15 protein-coding genes are annotated in these 15,422 nt (G+C 60.1%); 11 read left to right on the top strand and 4 right to left on the bottom strand.

Annotated features, from left to right (window positions below):
- The 8 genes from HHL09_RS08195 (at window position 1) to HHL09_RS08230 (ending at window position 9,237) form a co-directional block, all read left to right on the top strand.
- A complete protein-coding gene (locus HHL09_RS08195) occupies window positions 1–1,608 on the top strand; it encodes a serine hydrolase domain-containing protein (protein WP_169454079.1) in 1,608 nt (535 codons plus the stop codon).
- A gap of 11 nt (window positions 1,609–1,619) precedes the next feature.
- On the top strand, window positions 1,620–2,642 hold the full coding sequence (locus HHL09_RS08200) for a dipeptide epimerase (RefSeq protein ID WP_169454080.1): 1,023 nt from the start codon (window positions 1,620–1,622) through the stop codon (window positions 2,640–2,642).
- 3 nt (window positions 2,643–2,645) lie between these two features.
- Window positions 2,646–3,845 (top strand): DUF819 family protein, encoded by a 1,200-nt coding sequence (locus HHL09_RS08205; RefSeq protein ID WP_169454081.1) that lies wholly within the window; start codon window positions 2,646–2,648, stop codon window positions 3,843–3,845.
- A 60-nt stretch (window positions 3,846–3,905) separates the two neighbouring features.
- Window positions 3,906–5,189, top strand: a complete 1,284-nt coding sequence (gene hemL, locus HHL09_RS08210; protein ID WP_169454082.1) for a glutamate-1-semialdehyde 2,1-aminomutase — start codon at window positions 3,906–3,908, stop codon at window positions 5,187–5,189.
- Between the two features lie 2 nt (window positions 5,190–5,191).
- Window positions 5,192–5,470, top strand: coding sequence for a hypothetical protein (locus tag HHL09_RS08215; RefSeq protein ID WP_169454083.1), 279 nt, complete (start codon window positions 5,192–5,194; stop codon window positions 5,468–5,470).
- Window positions 5,471–5,488: 18 nt separating this feature from the next.
- On the top strand, window positions 5,489–6,622 hold the full coding sequence (locus tag HHL09_RS08220) for a hypothetical protein (protein WP_169454084.1): 1,134 nt from the start codon (window positions 5,489–5,491) through the stop codon (window positions 6,620–6,622).
- Window positions 6,623–6,696: 74 nt separating this feature from the next.
- Window positions 6,697–8,316, top strand: a complete 1,620-nt coding sequence (locus HHL09_RS08225; RefSeq protein ID WP_169454085.1) for a serine hydrolase domain-containing protein — start codon at window positions 6,697–6,699, stop codon at window positions 8,314–8,316.
- 36 nt (window positions 8,317–8,352) lie between these two features.
- Window positions 8,353–9,237, top strand: a complete 885-nt coding sequence (locus HHL09_RS08230) for a tyrosine recombinase (RefSeq protein ID WP_169454086.1) — start codon at window positions 8,353–8,355, stop codon at window positions 9,235–9,237.
- Between the two features lie 100 nt (window positions 9,238–9,337).
- Here the strand turns inward: HHL09_RS08230 and HHL09_RS08235 are convergent, their stop codons facing one another.
- Window positions 9,338–9,796 (bottom strand): hypothetical protein, encoded by a 459-nt coding sequence (locus tag HHL09_RS08235; protein ID WP_169454087.1) that lies wholly within the window; start codon window positions 9,794–9,796, stop codon window positions 9,338–9,340.
- A 479-nt stretch (window positions 9,797–10,275) separates the two neighbouring features.
- On the opposite strand from HHL09_RS08235, the gene HHL09_RS08240 reads away from it, so the two are divergent.
- Window positions 10,276–10,989 carry a hypothetical protein gene (locus tag HHL09_RS08240; protein ID WP_169454088.1) on the top strand — a complete coding sequence of 238 codons (714 nt, stop codon included), beginning with the start codon at window positions 10,276–10,278 and terminating at the stop codon, window positions 10,987–10,989.
- A gap of 50 nt (window positions 10,990–11,039) precedes the next feature.
- On the opposite strand, the gene HHL09_RS08245 is transcribed toward HHL09_RS08240, so the two are convergent.
- From HHL09_RS08245 to HHL09_RS08255, 3 genes are read right to left on the bottom strand one after another with little or no spacing between them, the layout of a single operon-like run.
- Window positions 11,040–11,726: an LURP-one-related family protein gene (locus tag HHL09_RS08245; protein ID WP_205760997.1), complete on the bottom strand. Its 687-nt coding sequence runs from the start codon at window positions 11,724–11,726 to the stop codon at window positions 11,040–11,042.
- Window positions 11,723–12,640, bottom strand: a complete 918-nt coding sequence (locus HHL09_RS08250) for a transglutaminase family protein (protein ID WP_169454089.1) — start codon at window positions 12,638–12,640, stop codon at window positions 11,723–11,725. The genes HHL09_RS08245 and HHL09_RS08250 overlap by 4 nt, the downstream gene beginning before the upstream one ends.
- Window positions 12,641–12,651: 11 nt before the next feature.
- Entirely contained in the window at window positions 12,652–13,494 is an 843-nt protein-coding gene (locus HHL09_RS08255) for a transglutaminase-like domain-containing protein (protein WP_169454090.1), read from the bottom strand.
- Window positions 13,495–13,605: 111 nt separating this feature from the next.
- Here HHL09_RS08255 and HHL09_RS08260 point away from each other — a divergent pair, with 111 nt between their 5' ends.
- Together HHL09_RS08260 and HHL09_RS08265 are read left to right on the top strand one after the other, a co-directional pair.
- Complete coding sequence (locus tag HHL09_RS08260; RefSeq protein ID WP_169454091.1) at window positions 13,606–14,316, top strand: hypothetical protein; 711 nt, start codon at window positions 13,606–13,608, stop codon at window positions 14,314–14,316.
- 20 nt (window positions 14,317–14,336) lie between these two features.
- Complete coding sequence (locus HHL09_RS08265) at window positions 14,337–15,053, top strand: hypothetical protein (RefSeq protein WP_169454092.1); 717 nt, start codon at window positions 14,337–14,339, stop codon at window positions 15,051–15,053.
- The last annotated feature ends 369 nt before the right edge of the window (window positions 15,054–15,422 follow it).

Here is a 15,422-nt window from a genome sequence, read left to right on the forward strand (position 1 = left end):
ATGAAACGCATTATCCCCTCCCTCATCGCCATGAGCACCCTGGCCAGCGCTGCCGATTACTCCGGTGTCATTCCTTCCTATCAAGATGCGGTAAAAGCGGAAATGGCCGAGTGGAAGCTGAGAGGGATCTCCATCGCATGGGTCGACAGGAACTCGATTGTCTACGAAGAGGGGTTTGGCGAGGCCAAGAAAGACAGCGTCTTCAGGGCGGGCTCTGTCTCGAAGCTCTTCAATGCCGTGGCCGTGATGAAGCTCGTGGAGCAAGGGAAGCTGGGACTCGATGCCCCTTTGCCCGATGACCGGGTCCCCGTAAATCCCTTCAACGGCAAGCCCATCACCCTGCGGCAGCTCTTGAGCCATCGCTCCGGCTTTCAGCGGGAGGCATCGACCGGCGGCTACTTCGATGACAGCGAGCCTACCCTGGAAGCCACTGCGGCGAGCTTGAAGGGGATGGCCTTGGTCTCACCACCGGAGAGTGAGAACCGCTACTCGAATATCGCACCAAGCCTCGCCGGCCACGTGGCAGCCGAGGCGGCGGGAAAAAGCTTTCCCAAGCTGCAAGCGGAATGGATCCACCGGCCGCTCGGCATGACGAAATCCTCATGGCTGCACAAGGACGCGGGTGCCGTGCTGCCTTCTCATATCCGCGTCGCGGATCGGAAGGGAGGCTTCACGGACCGCTCGACGCCGCTCTTCGACCTGGGGACCATCCCTGCGGGTAACCTCTATACCACTGCCGGCGACCTCGGCCGCTTCATCATGATGCTCGCAGCCGAAGGCGACTCGCCGGGCGGGAGAATCTTGAAAGCGGAAACGCTCACGGAAATGTGGAAGCCGCAATTCGATCCCAAGGGAAGCTTCGGGATCGGCTTCGCACTCGGTGAATGGCGAGGACGGAAAACCGTAGGCCATGGAGGAGCGGTCTATGGACACAGCACGGCACTGACTTACCTCCCGGAAGAAAAGATCGGCGTGGTGGTGCTATGCAATGAAGACATCGTGAACGGCCGGACCCAACACCTCGCCGACCTTGCGCTATCCCTCATGCTGCAGGCGAAAAAGGGCGAAGCTCCCCAAGCGGCTCCGACCTACCCGGCGTCGCCTGAAGAAAAGCAGGAAATCGCAGGCAAGTGGGAATCGCAGAGCTTCTGGATGGAGCTCGGCGGCGATCTGTCCGGCGTGCTTTCGTGCCAGGAGTTCAAGCTGACGCCCACGGCGAAGGATCGCTACCTCCTCAATAGCCGCCTGCATTCCGACCTTCCGGTTTCCATCAACCGCGACACTACCGGAACCGTGATTCGCATCAGCGCGGGACCTCAGGAGTTCACCCGCGTGCCCGATAACAGGAAGCCGCTTCCGAAAGAGTGGAGGGCCTTCCAGGGCAGCTACGGGCCAAACATGATTCCCTTCGTGGTCCATGAAAAGTTCGGGCGGCTCTACGGCACCACCGAGAACATGGCTGACTACCGGCTGACTCCGGTGAACCGCTATGTCTTCGCCTTCCCTGCCGGGCTCTACGCGAAGGAGCATGCCGTCTTTATCCCCGGTCCCGATGGCAAGGCACGTGCCGTGGACCTCGCGAACATGACCCTGCCACGCATCGATTGATCACACCGCCCATGAAGCTCACGCTGCGAGACATCCACCTGCCACTCCGGCATCCCTTCACCATCGCGCTCGGCACGACCACGCTGCAGCACAACCTGCTGGTGGAATTGGAGCACGAAGGCGCCACCGGCTACGGTGAAGGAGCTTCTTCCCATGCCTGGCATCTCTATACCGCGGAATCGATGCGGGCATCGCTCGAAGCCGCACGACCGGTGATCGAAGCCGGGGGCTTTTCAACACCCGAGGAGCTCTGGAATCGTGTCTACCCTGTCTTGGGCGAGAACCCCTTCGCCCTTTGCGCGCTCGATCAGGCCGCTCACGACCTCTGGGGCAAGCAAAAGGGAGCTCCCGTGTGGAAGCTCTGGGGTCTCAGCTTGGAGAACCTTCCCTTGAGCGATTACACCATCGGCATCGACACCATCGAAAAGATGGTGATGAAGATGAAGGAATTCGACGGCTGGCCGATCTACAAGATCAAGCTCGGCACGGAAGACGACCTCGCGATCGTCCGGGAACTCCGCAAACACACCGGTGCCATCTTCCGGATCGATGCGAACACGGCATGGAGCGCGGACCAGACGCTTGCCTTCGCCCCTGAGATGAAGGCGCTCGGCGTGGAATTCTTCGAGCAGCCACTTCCGCGCGACGACTGGGAGGGTATGCGGAAGGTGAAGGGAAGCTGTGTACTGCCGGTCTTCGCGGACGAAAGCTGCCAAACCGAAGAGGACGTCGCGAAGTGCGCGGGGATCTTCGATGGGATCAACATCAAGCTCACCAAGGCCGGCGGCCTGGTCCCCGCACGACGGATGATCGCGGAAGCACGGAAGCTGGGACTGAAAGTGATGGTCGGATGCATGACCGAATCAAGCGTAGGCATCAGTGCCATCGCTCAACTGCTGCCACTTCTCGATCACGTCGACATGGATGGCGCGGTCCTGATTTCGAAGGATATCGCGGATGGAGTGCGCCTCGATCACGGTCGCGCGGTCTTCCCGGAAACCAATGGCAATGGGGTAACCCTTCTGGACGCATAGGTCATGGCAGCACTGATCCCGGAAGACCAGACCTGGGCCTTGTGGGCGCTGATCGTGTCCGGCACGGCCTTCTCCATCTGGATCGAGGGACGCTATCGCTGGGCGGAAAAGCTCAGTGCGCCGGTTATCGCGCTTCTGCTGGCGATGCTCCTTTCCAATACCGGGATCATGCCGGCGAAGGAGATCCCGGCTTATGATTTCATCGGCGCTTGGCTGGTGCCGCTCGCCCTGCCCCTGCTGCTGATGCAGGCGAATCTGCTGAAAATCGCGCGTGAGGCAGGCAGGCTCATGTTCGCGGTCCTGCTGGCATCGGCGGGAACGATCATCGGTGCCTTCACCGCAGTCGCGATGTTCCGCGACTGCGGAATCCCCCAGATCGAGCAAGCAGCCGCGATCATGACCGGCAGCTACATCGGCGGCATGGTGAATTTCCTCGCGATCCAGGATAGCACCGGTGCGACCGGGGAACTTACCACCGGCCTCGTGGTCGCGGACAATCTGGTAATGGCAGGTTTCTTCGTGCTGCTACTCTGGATGGCGGGCAGCAAGTTCTTCCTGAAGCGCTATCCCCATCCGCATAGCTCGAATGACGGATCTCCGGTCGAAGAGGAAACGGAGTCGCCAGCCCTGCTCACCGTCAACGGGCTCGGCGCCGCACTCGCATTTGCCTTCGCCGTGGTGGCCATCGCCATGGGCTGCGGGAAGCTCATCGCCGGATTTTTCCCGGAAGACCTGAAGGCGGGCAGCTTTCCACATCTGATCCGCATGATCGCCACGAACAAGTTTGTGCTGATCACCGGCTTCTCACTTCTCGCCGCCACACTCGCTCCGCGCGCCTTGGAGCGCCTCCGGGGCTATGACCGCATCGGCATCTTCCTGCTCTTCCTCTTTCTTTTCAGCATTGGCCTCCCTGCGGATCTACGCACCGTGATCTTCCACACCCCGGTGCTCTTCCTCTTCTGCCTCGTGATGGCGGTGGGAAATGTCCTTTTCACCATGGTGCTCGGAAAGCTCTTCAAGCTCGACCTGGAAGAGTTGCTGCTGGCAATCAATGCCACGCTGGGTGGTCCGCCGACCGCTGCGGCGATGGCCGTTTCCCGCGACTGGAAGTCCTTGGTGCTGCCAGGACTCTTGGCCGGACTCTGGGGCTACATCATCGGCACGCCGCTGGGGCTGATGGTATTTTCAATCCTAAGTCGTTGATAAACGGTCATTCCAACGTTCAATGTTGGACGTTCTGGGTTCGATGTTCAAGATCCCCCCGTGACCGGACCGCTTTCCCAGAAACTCTTCGCCACCGCTAAAGGATTCATCCCCGGCGGCGTGAATTCACCCGTGCGCGCCTTCCGCAATGTGGGTGGCGAGCCCTTCTTCGTCCGTCGCGCCAAGGGGAGCCGGATCGAGGACGTGGATGCCAAGACCTACATCGACTACATCGGATCCTGGGGACCGAACATCCTCGGCCATGCGCCGACCGTGGTGACGAACACCATTCATGAAGTGGCGAAGGACGGCGTGTCCTTCGGCATCCCGAATCCCTTCGAGGTGGAGATGGCACGCACCATCACCGAATGGGTGCCGTCCGTCGAAAAGGTGCGCATGTGCTCCTCCGGCACGGAGGCCACCATGTCCGCCATCCGTCTCGCCCGCGGCTTCACGAAGCGCGATTACATCGTGAAGTTCAATGGCTGCTACCATGGTCATAGTGATTCTCTGCTGGTCGCCGCCGGTTCCGGCGCATTGACCCATGGCGAGCCCGACTCTGCCGGGGTGCCCGCCGCTTTCGCGGAAAAGACCATCGTCCTCCCCTACAATGACTTCGAGGCGCTGGAGAAGGTGTTCAAGGAACAGGGCGATCAGATCGCAGCGATCATCGTGGAGTCTTACCCTGCGAATGCGGGCCTGATTTTCCCCAAGCCCGGCTATCTCGACCGCCTTTCCTCAATCACGAAGGAGAATGGCGCGCTGTTGATCTTCGACGAAGTGATGACCGGCTTCCGTCTTGGCAAGGCCGGGGTGCAAGGGATCGAAAATCTCACGCCGGATCTCAGCTGCTTCGGCAAGGTGATCGGCGGCGGTCTTCCGGTGGGTGCCTTCGGAGGCCGCGCGGACGTGATGGACCTTCTGGCGCCGATCGGTCCCGTTTACCAAGCAGGCACGCTGTCCGGCAATCCGCTGGCGATGGCCGCCGGTCTCGCACAGCTCAAGGAACTCTCGAAGATTTCGGGCTTCCCGCGCTTGGAAGAACTCGGCGCCTACTTCGAAAGCGGCCTGCGCAAGCTGATGGATGCGAAGGGAATTCCCTATCGCTTCAACCGCACGGGCTCGATGTTCTGCCTCTTCTTCACCGATCGCGAGATCGTGAATGTGGACGACGTTATGAAGCAGGATCTCGAACTCTTTAAGAAGTTCTTCTGGGGCTGCCTCGACAAGGGCATCTATATCGCCCCCAGCCCTTACGAGACCGGCTTCCTCTCGCTGGCGCACACCGAGGCGGACCTGGATGACACGCTCACTGTCTTTGAAGAAGTTCTCAGCTCGATTTGATCATGCTCTTTCCCACCAAGGGCCTGAAGGCCATCAACCACAAGGATACCCACTACCGGTGGATCTACCGGAATCGTGCCGGCAAGAACGAGCTGTGGGTGGAAATGAGCGCTTCCGCCGCAGGGCAATTCATGATCGCGGACGTCCCGCGGGTGGTGAATCTGGAGATGATCCCGAAGGCAATCGACTTTGCCCGTGAAAATGGATGGGATCCGCTGAAGAAGGCTGATCCCTTCCGCTGCCGCTATTTCAAGGGAAGCTTCCATCATCTCGAGGCCTGACATTCCAAACATCCCCCAATGTCCATCTTCTCCCGCCTTTTCAAGAAGCCTGAAGCGGAAGCCGAAGAGCAAGCCGTGGAGCTCACCTTCAAGGAAAGGGTCGAATCGTTTTGGGCGTGGTTCAGCAGCGTTTCGGATCGGTTCTACCAGACGATCGAGTCAGAGGGCACCCGGCCTCTGATCGATGAAATCAGCACGAAGGTGGATGAACTGTTTCCCGGCATGGCATGGGTGTTCGGGCCGGGCGAGAAGGGCGAAGGCCATTCGCTCACCCTCTCGGGAGAAGGAATCCTGACCAAGCAGTTGCTCGCGGCCTACTGGCTGAGCCGGGCACCACGGCTCAACGGCTGGACCTTCTACGCCGCACGCCAGCCTTCAGATGATCCCGGCGGGTTCTCCATCAGAATGGGAGAGCTGACCTTCAAGCCGATCGAATTCTGGGTCACCCCGGAGATCGACGAGGAAAACGAACACCTCGACCTGACGGTCTGGCACCCCTTGGCGGACAAGGTGGACGACAACCTCCGGCAGACCGCTCTATTCCTCGTTTTGGATGAGATTCTCGGTGAATTTGGCACCGGCCGCTGGATCGGCAGCATGGAGTTCAGCCAGAAGCAACTCGGCAGGTCCATGCCGATCAGCGAGCTGACGTCCTTCATCGAAGAGACACGCGCCGAGCGGGGCTGGAAGATGTGGACCCCCGGCGAAACCTGGATGAGCTACGGAATCCCGCCGGAAAAAATGAGCGATACCGGCCCGCGTCTGGACACCATCGCGGGCAGCACCGCCTGCTGGAACCCCTTGCGCGACTTCCTCGACGGGGATGAGGAAATTCCCTTCGACGGATTCCACGCGGATTGGATCTATCTCGCCTTCGACACCCGGGCACTTCCTTCCGAGGCCACGGTCGACGCGCGCGAGGCGATGGCCGATGTCATCAGCGAGGATCTTACCAAGGCCTTGAGCGGACGCCCCCTCGGCGGAGCCATCGGCAGGAGCAAGAGCTACATCGATTTCCTGATCTACGATGGAAGCCGTAGTATCGGGATCATCCGCGAAGCCGCGCGTCGCGCAGGGCTGCCCGAGAACACCCGGCTGGAGTATCTCGCGAACTCCAAGCGGAACTCCGGAATGCCACTCTTCGGCAACTGACCGCGAACCGGGGCCTCCAAAACAAGCCATAGATCCCACTGGCCAGCGCTGCGCCCGGGCGGCAGCATGACGGCATGTTCGCGGATTCCCTTCGTTTTGCGGCAGCAATGGTCACGATCTCGGTCGCCTTGGCCGACAAGCCCCTCAGCGAGGCTGCCCGCCCCTATGCGGAGAAATTGCCGGCAGGCTGCATCGTCACCGGCGAGCGGATCGGGGAGACCGTGAAATACTCCGAAGCCGGAAAGCCGGAGCCCGATGGCATCGCAGCGGAAAAGCGGGTTTTCGAGATCGGCTCCATTTCCAAGGTCTTCACCGGACTGCTGCTCTCTGAAGCGGTGCTTGAGAAGAAGGTGAAGCTGGAAACCAACTTGAAGGAGCTACTCGGAAAGAACTTCAAATTCGCCGATCCCAAGGTCGGCGAAATCACCCTGCTGCAGCTCTCCACGCACACCAGCGGCCTGCCGCGTCTTCCCGACAATATGGGCCCGGATCCGGATCATGCGGACGACCCCTATGGGGACTACGACCGGAAGAAGATGGAGGACTTCCTTTCGAAGGTGAAGCTGGAGAAGAACGGGCCCTATCGCGCATCCTACTCAAACTACGGCGTGGGCCTCCTGGGCGAACTCCTGGCGGGAGCTTACGGGAAAAGCTGGGACGCGCTGGTGAAGGAAAAGATCACCGGCCCACTTGGCATGAAGGACACGATGGTTGAACCCGGCGCGGATCAAAAGAAGCGCCTGGCTCCTCCCTATCAGGGAGCAAAGCCGGGCCATTCGTGGACCTTCGAGGCCTTCGCGGGCGCAGGCGCTCTCAGATCCACGGCAGCGGATCTTCTCATCTTCGGGCAAGCGATGGCCGAACCGGACAGCACGCCCTTGGCCTCCGCGATCAAAGGGATGATGGAAACAAGGGCCGCCTATCCTGACATGGGCGCGGACATCGGCCTGGGAATCATCATCGGCAAGCTCGATGGCCGGAAGGAATACATCCATAGCGGCGGCACCGGCGGCTACCGTTCGGTGCTCCAAGTGCTGCCGGAACGAAAGACCGTGCGCGTGGCCCTGATCAACAACGACGCTGTTCCCGCGGAAGCTATCGTCGCAGCCACGCGCGAGGATGCGAAGCCAGGCGAAGCACCCGAAATGAATCTCGCAGCCTCCGAACTGGATGCTTTCGCGGGCATCTACGAGTTGGCGCCGGGAGCACGCTTCACCGTGCTGCGTCATGACAAGGATCTGCTCGTTCGCCTCAGCGGCCAGACCTTTCTGCCGGTGAAGCCCCTCGGAAAGGACCGCTTCCGCTACAGCGCGGTAGTAGCCGAGATCCAATTCGCGCGAGAAGCCGAAGCCGTGAAATCACTCACGCTTTTCCAAAATGGCCGCGAACTCACTGCCAAGCGTATCGAGGAGAAACCCCCGGCTTTAATCTTCACCACCGCCGAAGATCTGAATCCTTATCTCGGCGAGTACGAGCTGGCACCGGGCGCGATCTTCAAGGTGACCCAGGCCGACGGCATCCTCCTCGCAGAGCTGACGGGCCAACCGGCAATGCCTGTTTTTCAAACCAAGCCGGGCTACTTCGAGTACGATGGCGTAAAAGCCGCACTGGAATTCCAGAAGGACAAGGACGGCAGGGTCACAGGCCTGATCCTTCATCAAAATGGCTCTCGTCCGGCGAAGAAGCGCGGATGACTCGCCAGCGCTCCGGCAATCTGCAAAGCTAGGCCCGTGGAGCGGGAAGCGGAGGACTTCATCATGTATCTGGCCACGGAGCGCGGGCTCTCATCAGCCTACCAGCTCTCCGTACAGCAGACGCTTGATGCCTTGGCCGCCTATCTGGAAAGCAAGGGGCTCCCTCTTTCCGATGTAGGCACCGAGGAACTTTCTGCCTTCCTTGCCGAGCGGAAGACCGGCGGACTGGCCGCATCCTCGCTGCGGATCACGACCGTGCACCTGAAGGTATTCTTCCGCTGGCTCGCCTCGCGCGGGAAGCTGCCCATGGATCCAGCCGAGCCCCTGCTTTCACCGCGACCGGATCAGACCTTGCCCGAAACCCTGCACGGCAAGGAGGTGTCAAAGATCCTCGAATCGATCGATCCCGCCCAACCGCTGGGCCGACGTGACCTCGCCATCCTCGAGCTATTCTATTCGTCCGGCCTGCGACTTTCGGAGCTCTGCTCGGCCAAGCTGGAGAACCTCGACCTCGATGAGAAATTCATGCGTGTCACGGGCAAGGGCAACAAGACCCGCATCGTGCCCATTGGCGGAAGAGCCCACGATGCCTTGCAGGACTACCTCCGGAACGAACGTCCTTCCCTCGTCACGAAAAAGACCTCCTCCGAAGTCTTCATCACCATCCGTGGCACCAAGTTCTCACCCGACCGCGTTCGCCAGATCGTGAAGGAGCGCGCCGCGATGGCGGGGATCGATCAAAACGTCTACCCGCACCTGCTTCGCCACTCCTTCGCCACGCATCTTCTGGAAGGAGGGGCAGACCTGCGTGTGATCCAGGAGCTGCTCGGCCATGCGGACATCTCCACCACCCAGATCTACACCCATGTGGATGGCGCGCGCCTGAAGTCGATCCACAAGAAGTTCCACCCAAGGGGATGAGGCCCGTCACAGAGCCGGGAAAAGACAACTTCCTGGAAAAAGAAAAAGCCGCCGGAAACCCGACGGCTTCTGAAAATGAGATGAGGTCCGAAAGGACGGATTAGGCGAGGGTGCCTTCTTCCTTCTCCTTGCCTTCCTTGCACTTCTCGCAGTTGCCAGCGAGGGCCGGGTCTTCCTTGTCGCAATCGCCGTCCTTGCACTTGCCAGCGAGGGCAGGATCTTCCTTGTCGCAGTCGCCGTCCTTGCACTTGCCAGCGAGAGCCGGATCTTCCTTGTCGCAATCGCCGTCCTTGCACTTGCCAGCGAGAGCCGGATCTTCCTTGTCGCAGTCGCCGTCCTTGCACTTGCCAGCGAGAGCCGGATCTTCCTTGTCGCAGTCGCCGTCCTTGCACTTGCCAGCGAGAGCCGGGTCTTCCTTATCGCAATCGCCGTCCTTGCACTTGCCGGCAAGGGTGGTCTCTTCCTTCTTTTCCTTATCCTTGCACTTCTCGCAGTCGCCAGCGAAGGCCAGCGGGGAGCAAAGGAGAGCGGCGAACATGGAGCTGAGCAGTAGTTTCATGGAATTTCGGTGGTCTGGGTTGATCGGTGGTTGAATACCCTGCTCTGAGAACCAAGCAAGTCGCATTTTGTTCCCGGAATTTCAGAAATTTCCCTGAAAATTTTTCGAGGTAGGCCAAGAACTCCCTTCCCGGGACTCCCTAAGCCTCAAAATCCGTCGTCAATCCTAGGGAACGACCTGCTGGATCTGAGGTTCCCTCGGGGGTTTCAGGCCACCTTTGACGATGGCAAGGACCATCGCGCCAAGGGAGAGCACGGCTAGCAAAGCAACCAGCTTGTTCATGTAAGGGTACGGCCCGGGGATGGGGTGGGTGGGTGATACCCGGGCCGGATTTGTCCGAATTTGCCCCCTCCGCCGCGGCGAAACAAGTCAGGAGTTTGCGGAGATATTCTAGAAATCCGAAATTCCTTCCGATCTTTCTGGCCCTTAGGGTAGCGGATTGCCTCCCCGAGCGATCCCAATCCCTTTTCACATCGTCCATGTCCCTGCCCCTTCAGCCGCCACCTGATGCCCCTGCCCCTCCTCCCGGTCCGGAGGCACTGAGGTCCCAGCGGAGACTGAGGCTGATTCTGTGGGGCGGCGCGGGCTGCATGTTCACGCTCCTCCTGATGTTTTTTGTCGCTCCTCTCGTTCTCAAATCGAAGGTAGTAAGCCAGCGCGCGGTAGCACTCAACAACGCTCGCCAGATCGGCATCTCGCTTTTCGAGTTCGATGCAGAATACGGCTCCTTCCCTTCTGCGGCAACAATTCCGGATGTCAAAGCCGCGACATCGACCTCGCTGACCTTGGACGACAGCAGCTCGAACAAGCTCTTTCGCCAATTGATCGCCTACGGGCTGAAGAGCGAGCGCCCCTTCTTCGCCGACATTCCGGGCACTAGGAGGCCCGACGACATTTTCAGTTCCGATGCCACCGCGATAAGCAAAGGCGAGTGCGGCTTCTCCTACATCACCGGCCTCAACTCCAGCGGAAATCCAAAGCTTCCCGTGGTCATGACCCCGATGGAACCCGGGACCCAATCCTTCTATCAGCTCAAGCAGTTCCGGAAAGAAGCGATCATCCTACGCTTGGACAATTCCGCCTCTCCCGCATCCATCGAAAAGAACGGCGCGGTCGTAGTTGGTGGTGGCCTCACCCTCTTCGACCCCAAGCTCTGGGGCAGCGTGAAGCCGGACCTCCGCTGGCCGGAGTAGAAAAGAAGAGGGTGCACGCCGCGCCCTCTCCGAAAATACGACCTCGCCCTTTATCCCCTCCTCCGCTCGAGCAGCACGAGCATCAGGTAGGAAAGCAGCAAGTTCATCTCCTCGCGCGGCGCAAGCTCACCCACCTTGTCGATCCGGAAGCGCCCTTCGAAAAACGCCGCCTCCTTCGTCAAACGCATCGCCGGCTGGCCATCGCTACGGCTCGCCAGATAGCGCGGGTGGAAAAGGTAGCCGCTGAACATCCCGAGAATCGGGATCTCGCTCAGGAAGGCATCCGCCACCTTGGCCCCGGCATTTTCTTCCCGGATGCTGAAGTCCGGCGTGTTGTCGCCCGGATTGAAAGCTTCGTAGTGGGCACGCCACAGCGAGCGCCAACCGCGACGCCCCACACTGCCGATTTCCCGGCCGCTGGCGTCCGTGGAGAAGTAGCGCGCGGACCAATCGATCACCTTGTTCGCCCTGATGTCGGCCAGGCGGGTGGTCTTGGACGCATCGGTGAAGATCTCCACATGCTCCTTGAATTTGAGAAGCTTTTGCTTGGTGTAGAGCACGGTCCGACCGGTCGCATCGGTCATCGTCGCTTGGCTGGCCAGCGCCAGGATCTTGAAGGAAAGGCGCAGTGGATACTGGATGCCTTCCAAGGCACGTGCGATGTCATCCGTGGCGGCGGCCGGAGGCATCGGAGGCGGAACGGGTGAAACGCTGGGTGGAGCGTAGGGATTATTCATCTCCCTGAAATAATGGGAACTCCTGCGGGCTTTGCCAATCCCTCATCGACAGGTGTCGAAAACTCCACGGTCACTTGCAGCGTCTGGAAAGCACCCGCCGGGCCGAAGTAGCGCCCGGACACCGGCATTACACCCCGCGGATGATGGCTCGTCCCGGTCACGATGTGCTGGTGAGTGCAGCGTTTGCCAGTGGTTGGATCAAAGCCGCGCCACCCGAGTTGCGGGAAATAAGCCTCCGTCCATGCATGGGTCGAACCACGGGCAGCCCGCGTCGCGGCACAATCCAGATAGCCGCTCGCAAAGCGCGCCGCGATCCCCAGATGCCTCAGAACCTCCATCATCAGCGTCGCGACATCCCGACAGGACCCCGTGCCGAGCGAAAGCGTGGTCGCCGGGGTCTGCACCCCTTTCTGCTCCCGCCGCTGGTAGCCGATCTTCTGATGGATGATCTCCGCCAGCTTCACCACGAAGTGCTCGGCACTCGGAAAATCGCCGGGATCCGGCAGGGCCTTGATCCACTCCTTCACCACCGCCGTTTCCTCCCCATAGACCGGCGTCAGATAACCGACCACGATGCCGTGCTCCAAGGTATCGTACTCGAGCGGATAGGGGCTCGGGCTCTGCGCGGGATGAGGCGGTGCATCGGGATCGAAGAAACGCCGGACCACCACCTCCACATCGAATTTCAGTTCCCTGCCCGGCTCACGGAAATGCGTGTGGGCAATCGAGTTCCCGAAGATATCCCTCGTCCACACCACGTCGGCCTCCGGCGTGATGCCCAGCAGCAGACTCTCCACCCGCAGGTCGTGCCCCTCCCGCGGCCGGACGGCCAAGCGGTGCGGCTGGAAAGTCACCGGCTCTGCATAGGCATAGTGCGTGCGATGCACGATCCGGAGCAGGTGACTATCGCTCATGACCTTCTCCTTCAGGGTTCGATCAGGATCGCCTGCCCCGCGAGATCCGCGGCACCGAGCGGCCTGAAATCATTCGAAACACAGGATACCGCCATTCCGGTCATCTGCATCCTCCCGAAAATCGTCGCTACGGAGGCATCCGCCGCATCCCGCCCGGAAGCGATCCGGATCAAGCCGTTCAAGGCAGCCAGGCGCGTGGGATCGAAGATGAACCAGCGGTTGCCTATGCAGGCCTCGAAGCACGCGTGGAAATCCGGCGGCTGCATGTGGCAGGCATACCCCGTGAAGTACCGCGCCGGAATCGACAGCGCCCGGCATAAGCCGATCCCCAGATGCGCGAAATCCCGGCAGACACCGGCACGTTGGGTCAGCGTGTCAAAGGCGGAAGTCTCCGCATCGGAACTGCCGGAGAGGTAGTCGATGTTGTTGAAGATCCAATCCGCGATCGCCACCACCTGATCGTAAGGATGGGAAATCCCTCCGAACTCCTTGTAGGCCATCCTGCCCAAGCGATCCGATTGGCAGTAGCGGCTGGGGAAGAGATAAGGAATCGCCGAACGCCGCATCTGTGAGATCGGCACATCGTGGATCTCTTGATGGCTCACCATCGTGTACTTCGTCTCCGCCATCGCGGAGTAGGTGATGTCGAGCTGCGTGGCATCGCCGGTATCGAGACGGATGTAGCGGTTCTCTCCCGTCTCTAGCGGAAATTCTTCCCACTGTACCCCTGGGGTGATGTCGAGCTGCTCATTGCTCAGCTTCTGGCCATCGTTCGAGAGTGCGTGGATATTCAGCAGCACCGTGCTGCGCTGGAGCACCTGATAGTGCAGCTCCGCATGGATCTGGAAAGGCATGGCGCACCCATCTTCGCCTTAAATGAAGAATTCGCAAAGGAAGGATGAATCGCTTCAGGATGATTGGTTTTCATGTAGGCTGGGATAGCGCGCTTTTCCTCTCGTCCTCACATGCCCACCCTCGACCAGCCGCCACCCGATTTACCAGCGCCACCACCGGGCAGAGAAGCACGGAGATCCCGGGCTTACCTCCGCAACATCATCTTGCTTGGAAGCTTCTGCGCACTGCCGGTATTTCTCTTTGGCTACGTTCTTCTCAAGCCACGGCATCGTGGAGCGGACCTCCCCGAGGCATTGAATAACATCCGCCAGATCAGCATCTCCCTTTTAGACTTTGATGCCGAGTTCGGATGCTTTCCCGACAGCACCACCATTCCCGCGGTGAAGGCTTACAGCAGCACTTCCCTTACCTTGGATGACAGTAGTTCCAACAAGCTCTTCCGGCAGCTGATTGCCTATGAGCTCAAGAGCGAAAGACCCTTCTGGTGCAAGACCAAAACCACACCGAACAAGCCGGACAACATCTTCATGTCCGATGCCACCGCACTGCGCCCCGGGGAGTGCGGCTTTGCCTACATCGCCGGCCTCAAGTCGAGCGACCCGCTCGAAACCCCGGTCGTGATGGCTCCGCTCGAAAAAGGAAAAACCACTTTCGATCGCAAGCCCTACCGAGGCCGGGCGATCATCCTGTTCCTTGATATGGATGCCAAACCCCTTCCCATCGAAAAAGACGGTCGCGTCCTCATCAACGGCATGGACATCTTCGATCCCCGCCAACCCTTCTGGAAAGGCAAGGCTCCGGACATCAAGTGGCAGGAATAACTCGAGAGAACATTCCGAAGATGCAGACCCTCCCTCAGCCACCCTCGGATGTCCCTGCTCCGCCACCCGGTGCCGAGGCACTAAAGTCCCAGCGCCTCATGCGGATCATATTCTGGATCGGCGGGATCTGCGTGTTCCCCTTCGCAGGCATGCTCTTGTTGGGCTTCTTGATCGGACCGGGACACCAGAATCCGGACCGTTCGGAAGCAATGCGCAATCTCCGCGACATCGCCCTTTCACTGTTTGAATTCGACGCCGCATACGGACGCTTCCCCGATGCTTCCACCATCCCCGCAGTGAAGTCCGCCACCGCCACTCCACTCACCTTGGACGACAGCAGCTCGAACAAACTTTTCCGCCAACTCATCGCCAACGGCCTGAAAAGCGAAAAACCCTTCTGGGCTAAGACTCCCATGACTCCGCTACGCCCCGATGACATTTGCAACACGGATGCCAACGCCTTGGCTCCCGGCGAATGTGCATTTGCCTACATCGCGGGTCTCACATCAAGCGACGACCCGGAAGCCCCCATCGTGGTAGGTCCCCTCGAAAAAGGAAAAACCACTTTCGACCCGAAGCCATTTCAAGGCAAAGCGTTAATCCTGAATCTCAACATCTCTGTAAGGCCGCTGCCAATCCAAAAGGACGGTCGGGTCCTCCTCAACGGCATGGACATCTTCGATCCCCGCCAGCCCTTCTGGAAAGGCAAGGCACCGAACATCAAGTGGCCCGAATAAAGCCTTTGCAGCCCCGAGCCCAACGGCGCGCCCCTGGGCGAGCGCCGCATGGCGACTTTTGCGGCGGCAGGCAGTAGAAGATGTCCGGGATCCCGGGCGAAGCTTCGCGCCATCATGCGCCATCTCCAGGATCCAACGTCTCGCAATCCCCACCGGCTACCCAGTCAGCCAGCCTCCCCGGAATCGGACCAGCGCCTGTTAATTTCCCTGTTTTATCAGGCGGAACAGGCGGGCCGAAGAGCAGCCATTCAGGATCATCCAGCTTCTTAAGCACCGCCGCGGATCATCCAAGAGAGCCTCCGCGAGGCTTTTCGAATTTCACGCCACCTGCGGGCGATCTCCTGCCCTCAGCGCCTCAAATCGTTTTAA

This window comes from Luteolibacter luteus, assembly GCF_012913485.1.
Classification (GTDB): Bacteria; Verrucomicrobiota; Verrucomicrobiia; order Verrucomicrobiales; family Akkermansiaceae; genus Haloferula; species Haloferula lutea.

Bases quoted from the DNA above. Each gene is read 5' to 3' on its own strand.
- HHL09_RS08215 (WP_169454083.1), top strand. From the start codon at position 5,192: ATGCTCTTTCCCACCAAGGGCCTGAAGGCCATCAACCACAAGGATACC.
- HHL09_RS08225 (WP_169454085.1), top strand. From the start codon at position 6,697: ATGTTCGCGGATTCCCTTCGTTTTGCGGCAGCAATGGTCACGATCTCG.
- HHL09_RS08235 (WP_169454087.1), bottom strand. From the start codon at position 9,796: ATGAAACTACTGCTCAGCTCCATGTTCGCCGCTCTCCTTTGCTCCCCG.
- HHL09_RS08260 (WP_169454091.1), top strand. From the start codon at position 13,606: ATGCCCACCCTCGACCAGCCGCCACCCGATTTACCAGCGCCACCACCG.
- HHL09_RS08240 (WP_169454088.1), top strand. From the start codon at position 10,276: ATGTCCCTGCCCCTTCAGCCGCCACCTGATGCCCCTGCCCCTCCTCCC.
- HHL09_RS08220 (WP_169454084.1), top strand. From the start codon at position 5,489: ATGTCCATCTTCTCCCGCCTTTTCAAGAAGCCTGAAGCGGAAGCCGAA.
- HHL09_RS08205 (WP_169454081.1), top strand. From the start codon at position 2,646: ATGGCAGCACTGATCCCGGAAGACCAGACCTGGGCCTTGTGGGCGCTG.
- HHL09_RS08265 (WP_169454092.1), top strand. From the start codon at position 14,337: ATGCAGACCCTCCCTCAGCCACCCTCGGATGTCCCTGCTCCGCCACCC.
- HHL09_RS08195 (WP_169454079.1), top strand. From the start codon at position 1: ATGAAACGCATTATCCCCTCCCTCATCGCCATGAGCACCCTGGCCAGC.
- HHL09_RS08245 (WP_205760997.1), bottom strand. From the start codon at position 11,726: ATGAATAATCCCTACGCTCCACCCAGCGTTTCACCCGTTCCGCCTCCG.
- HHL09_RS08255 (WP_169454090.1), bottom strand. From the start codon at position 13,494: ATGCCTTTCCAGATCCATGCGGAGCTGCACTATCAGGTGCTCCAGCGC.
- HHL09_RS08250 (WP_169454089.1), bottom strand. From the start codon at position 12,640: ATGAGCGATAGTCACCTGCTCCGGATCGTGCATCGCACGCACTATGCC.
- HHL09_RS08200 (WP_169454080.1), top strand. From the start codon at position 1,620: ATGAAGCTCACGCTGCGAGACATCCACCTGCCACTCCGGCATCCCTTC.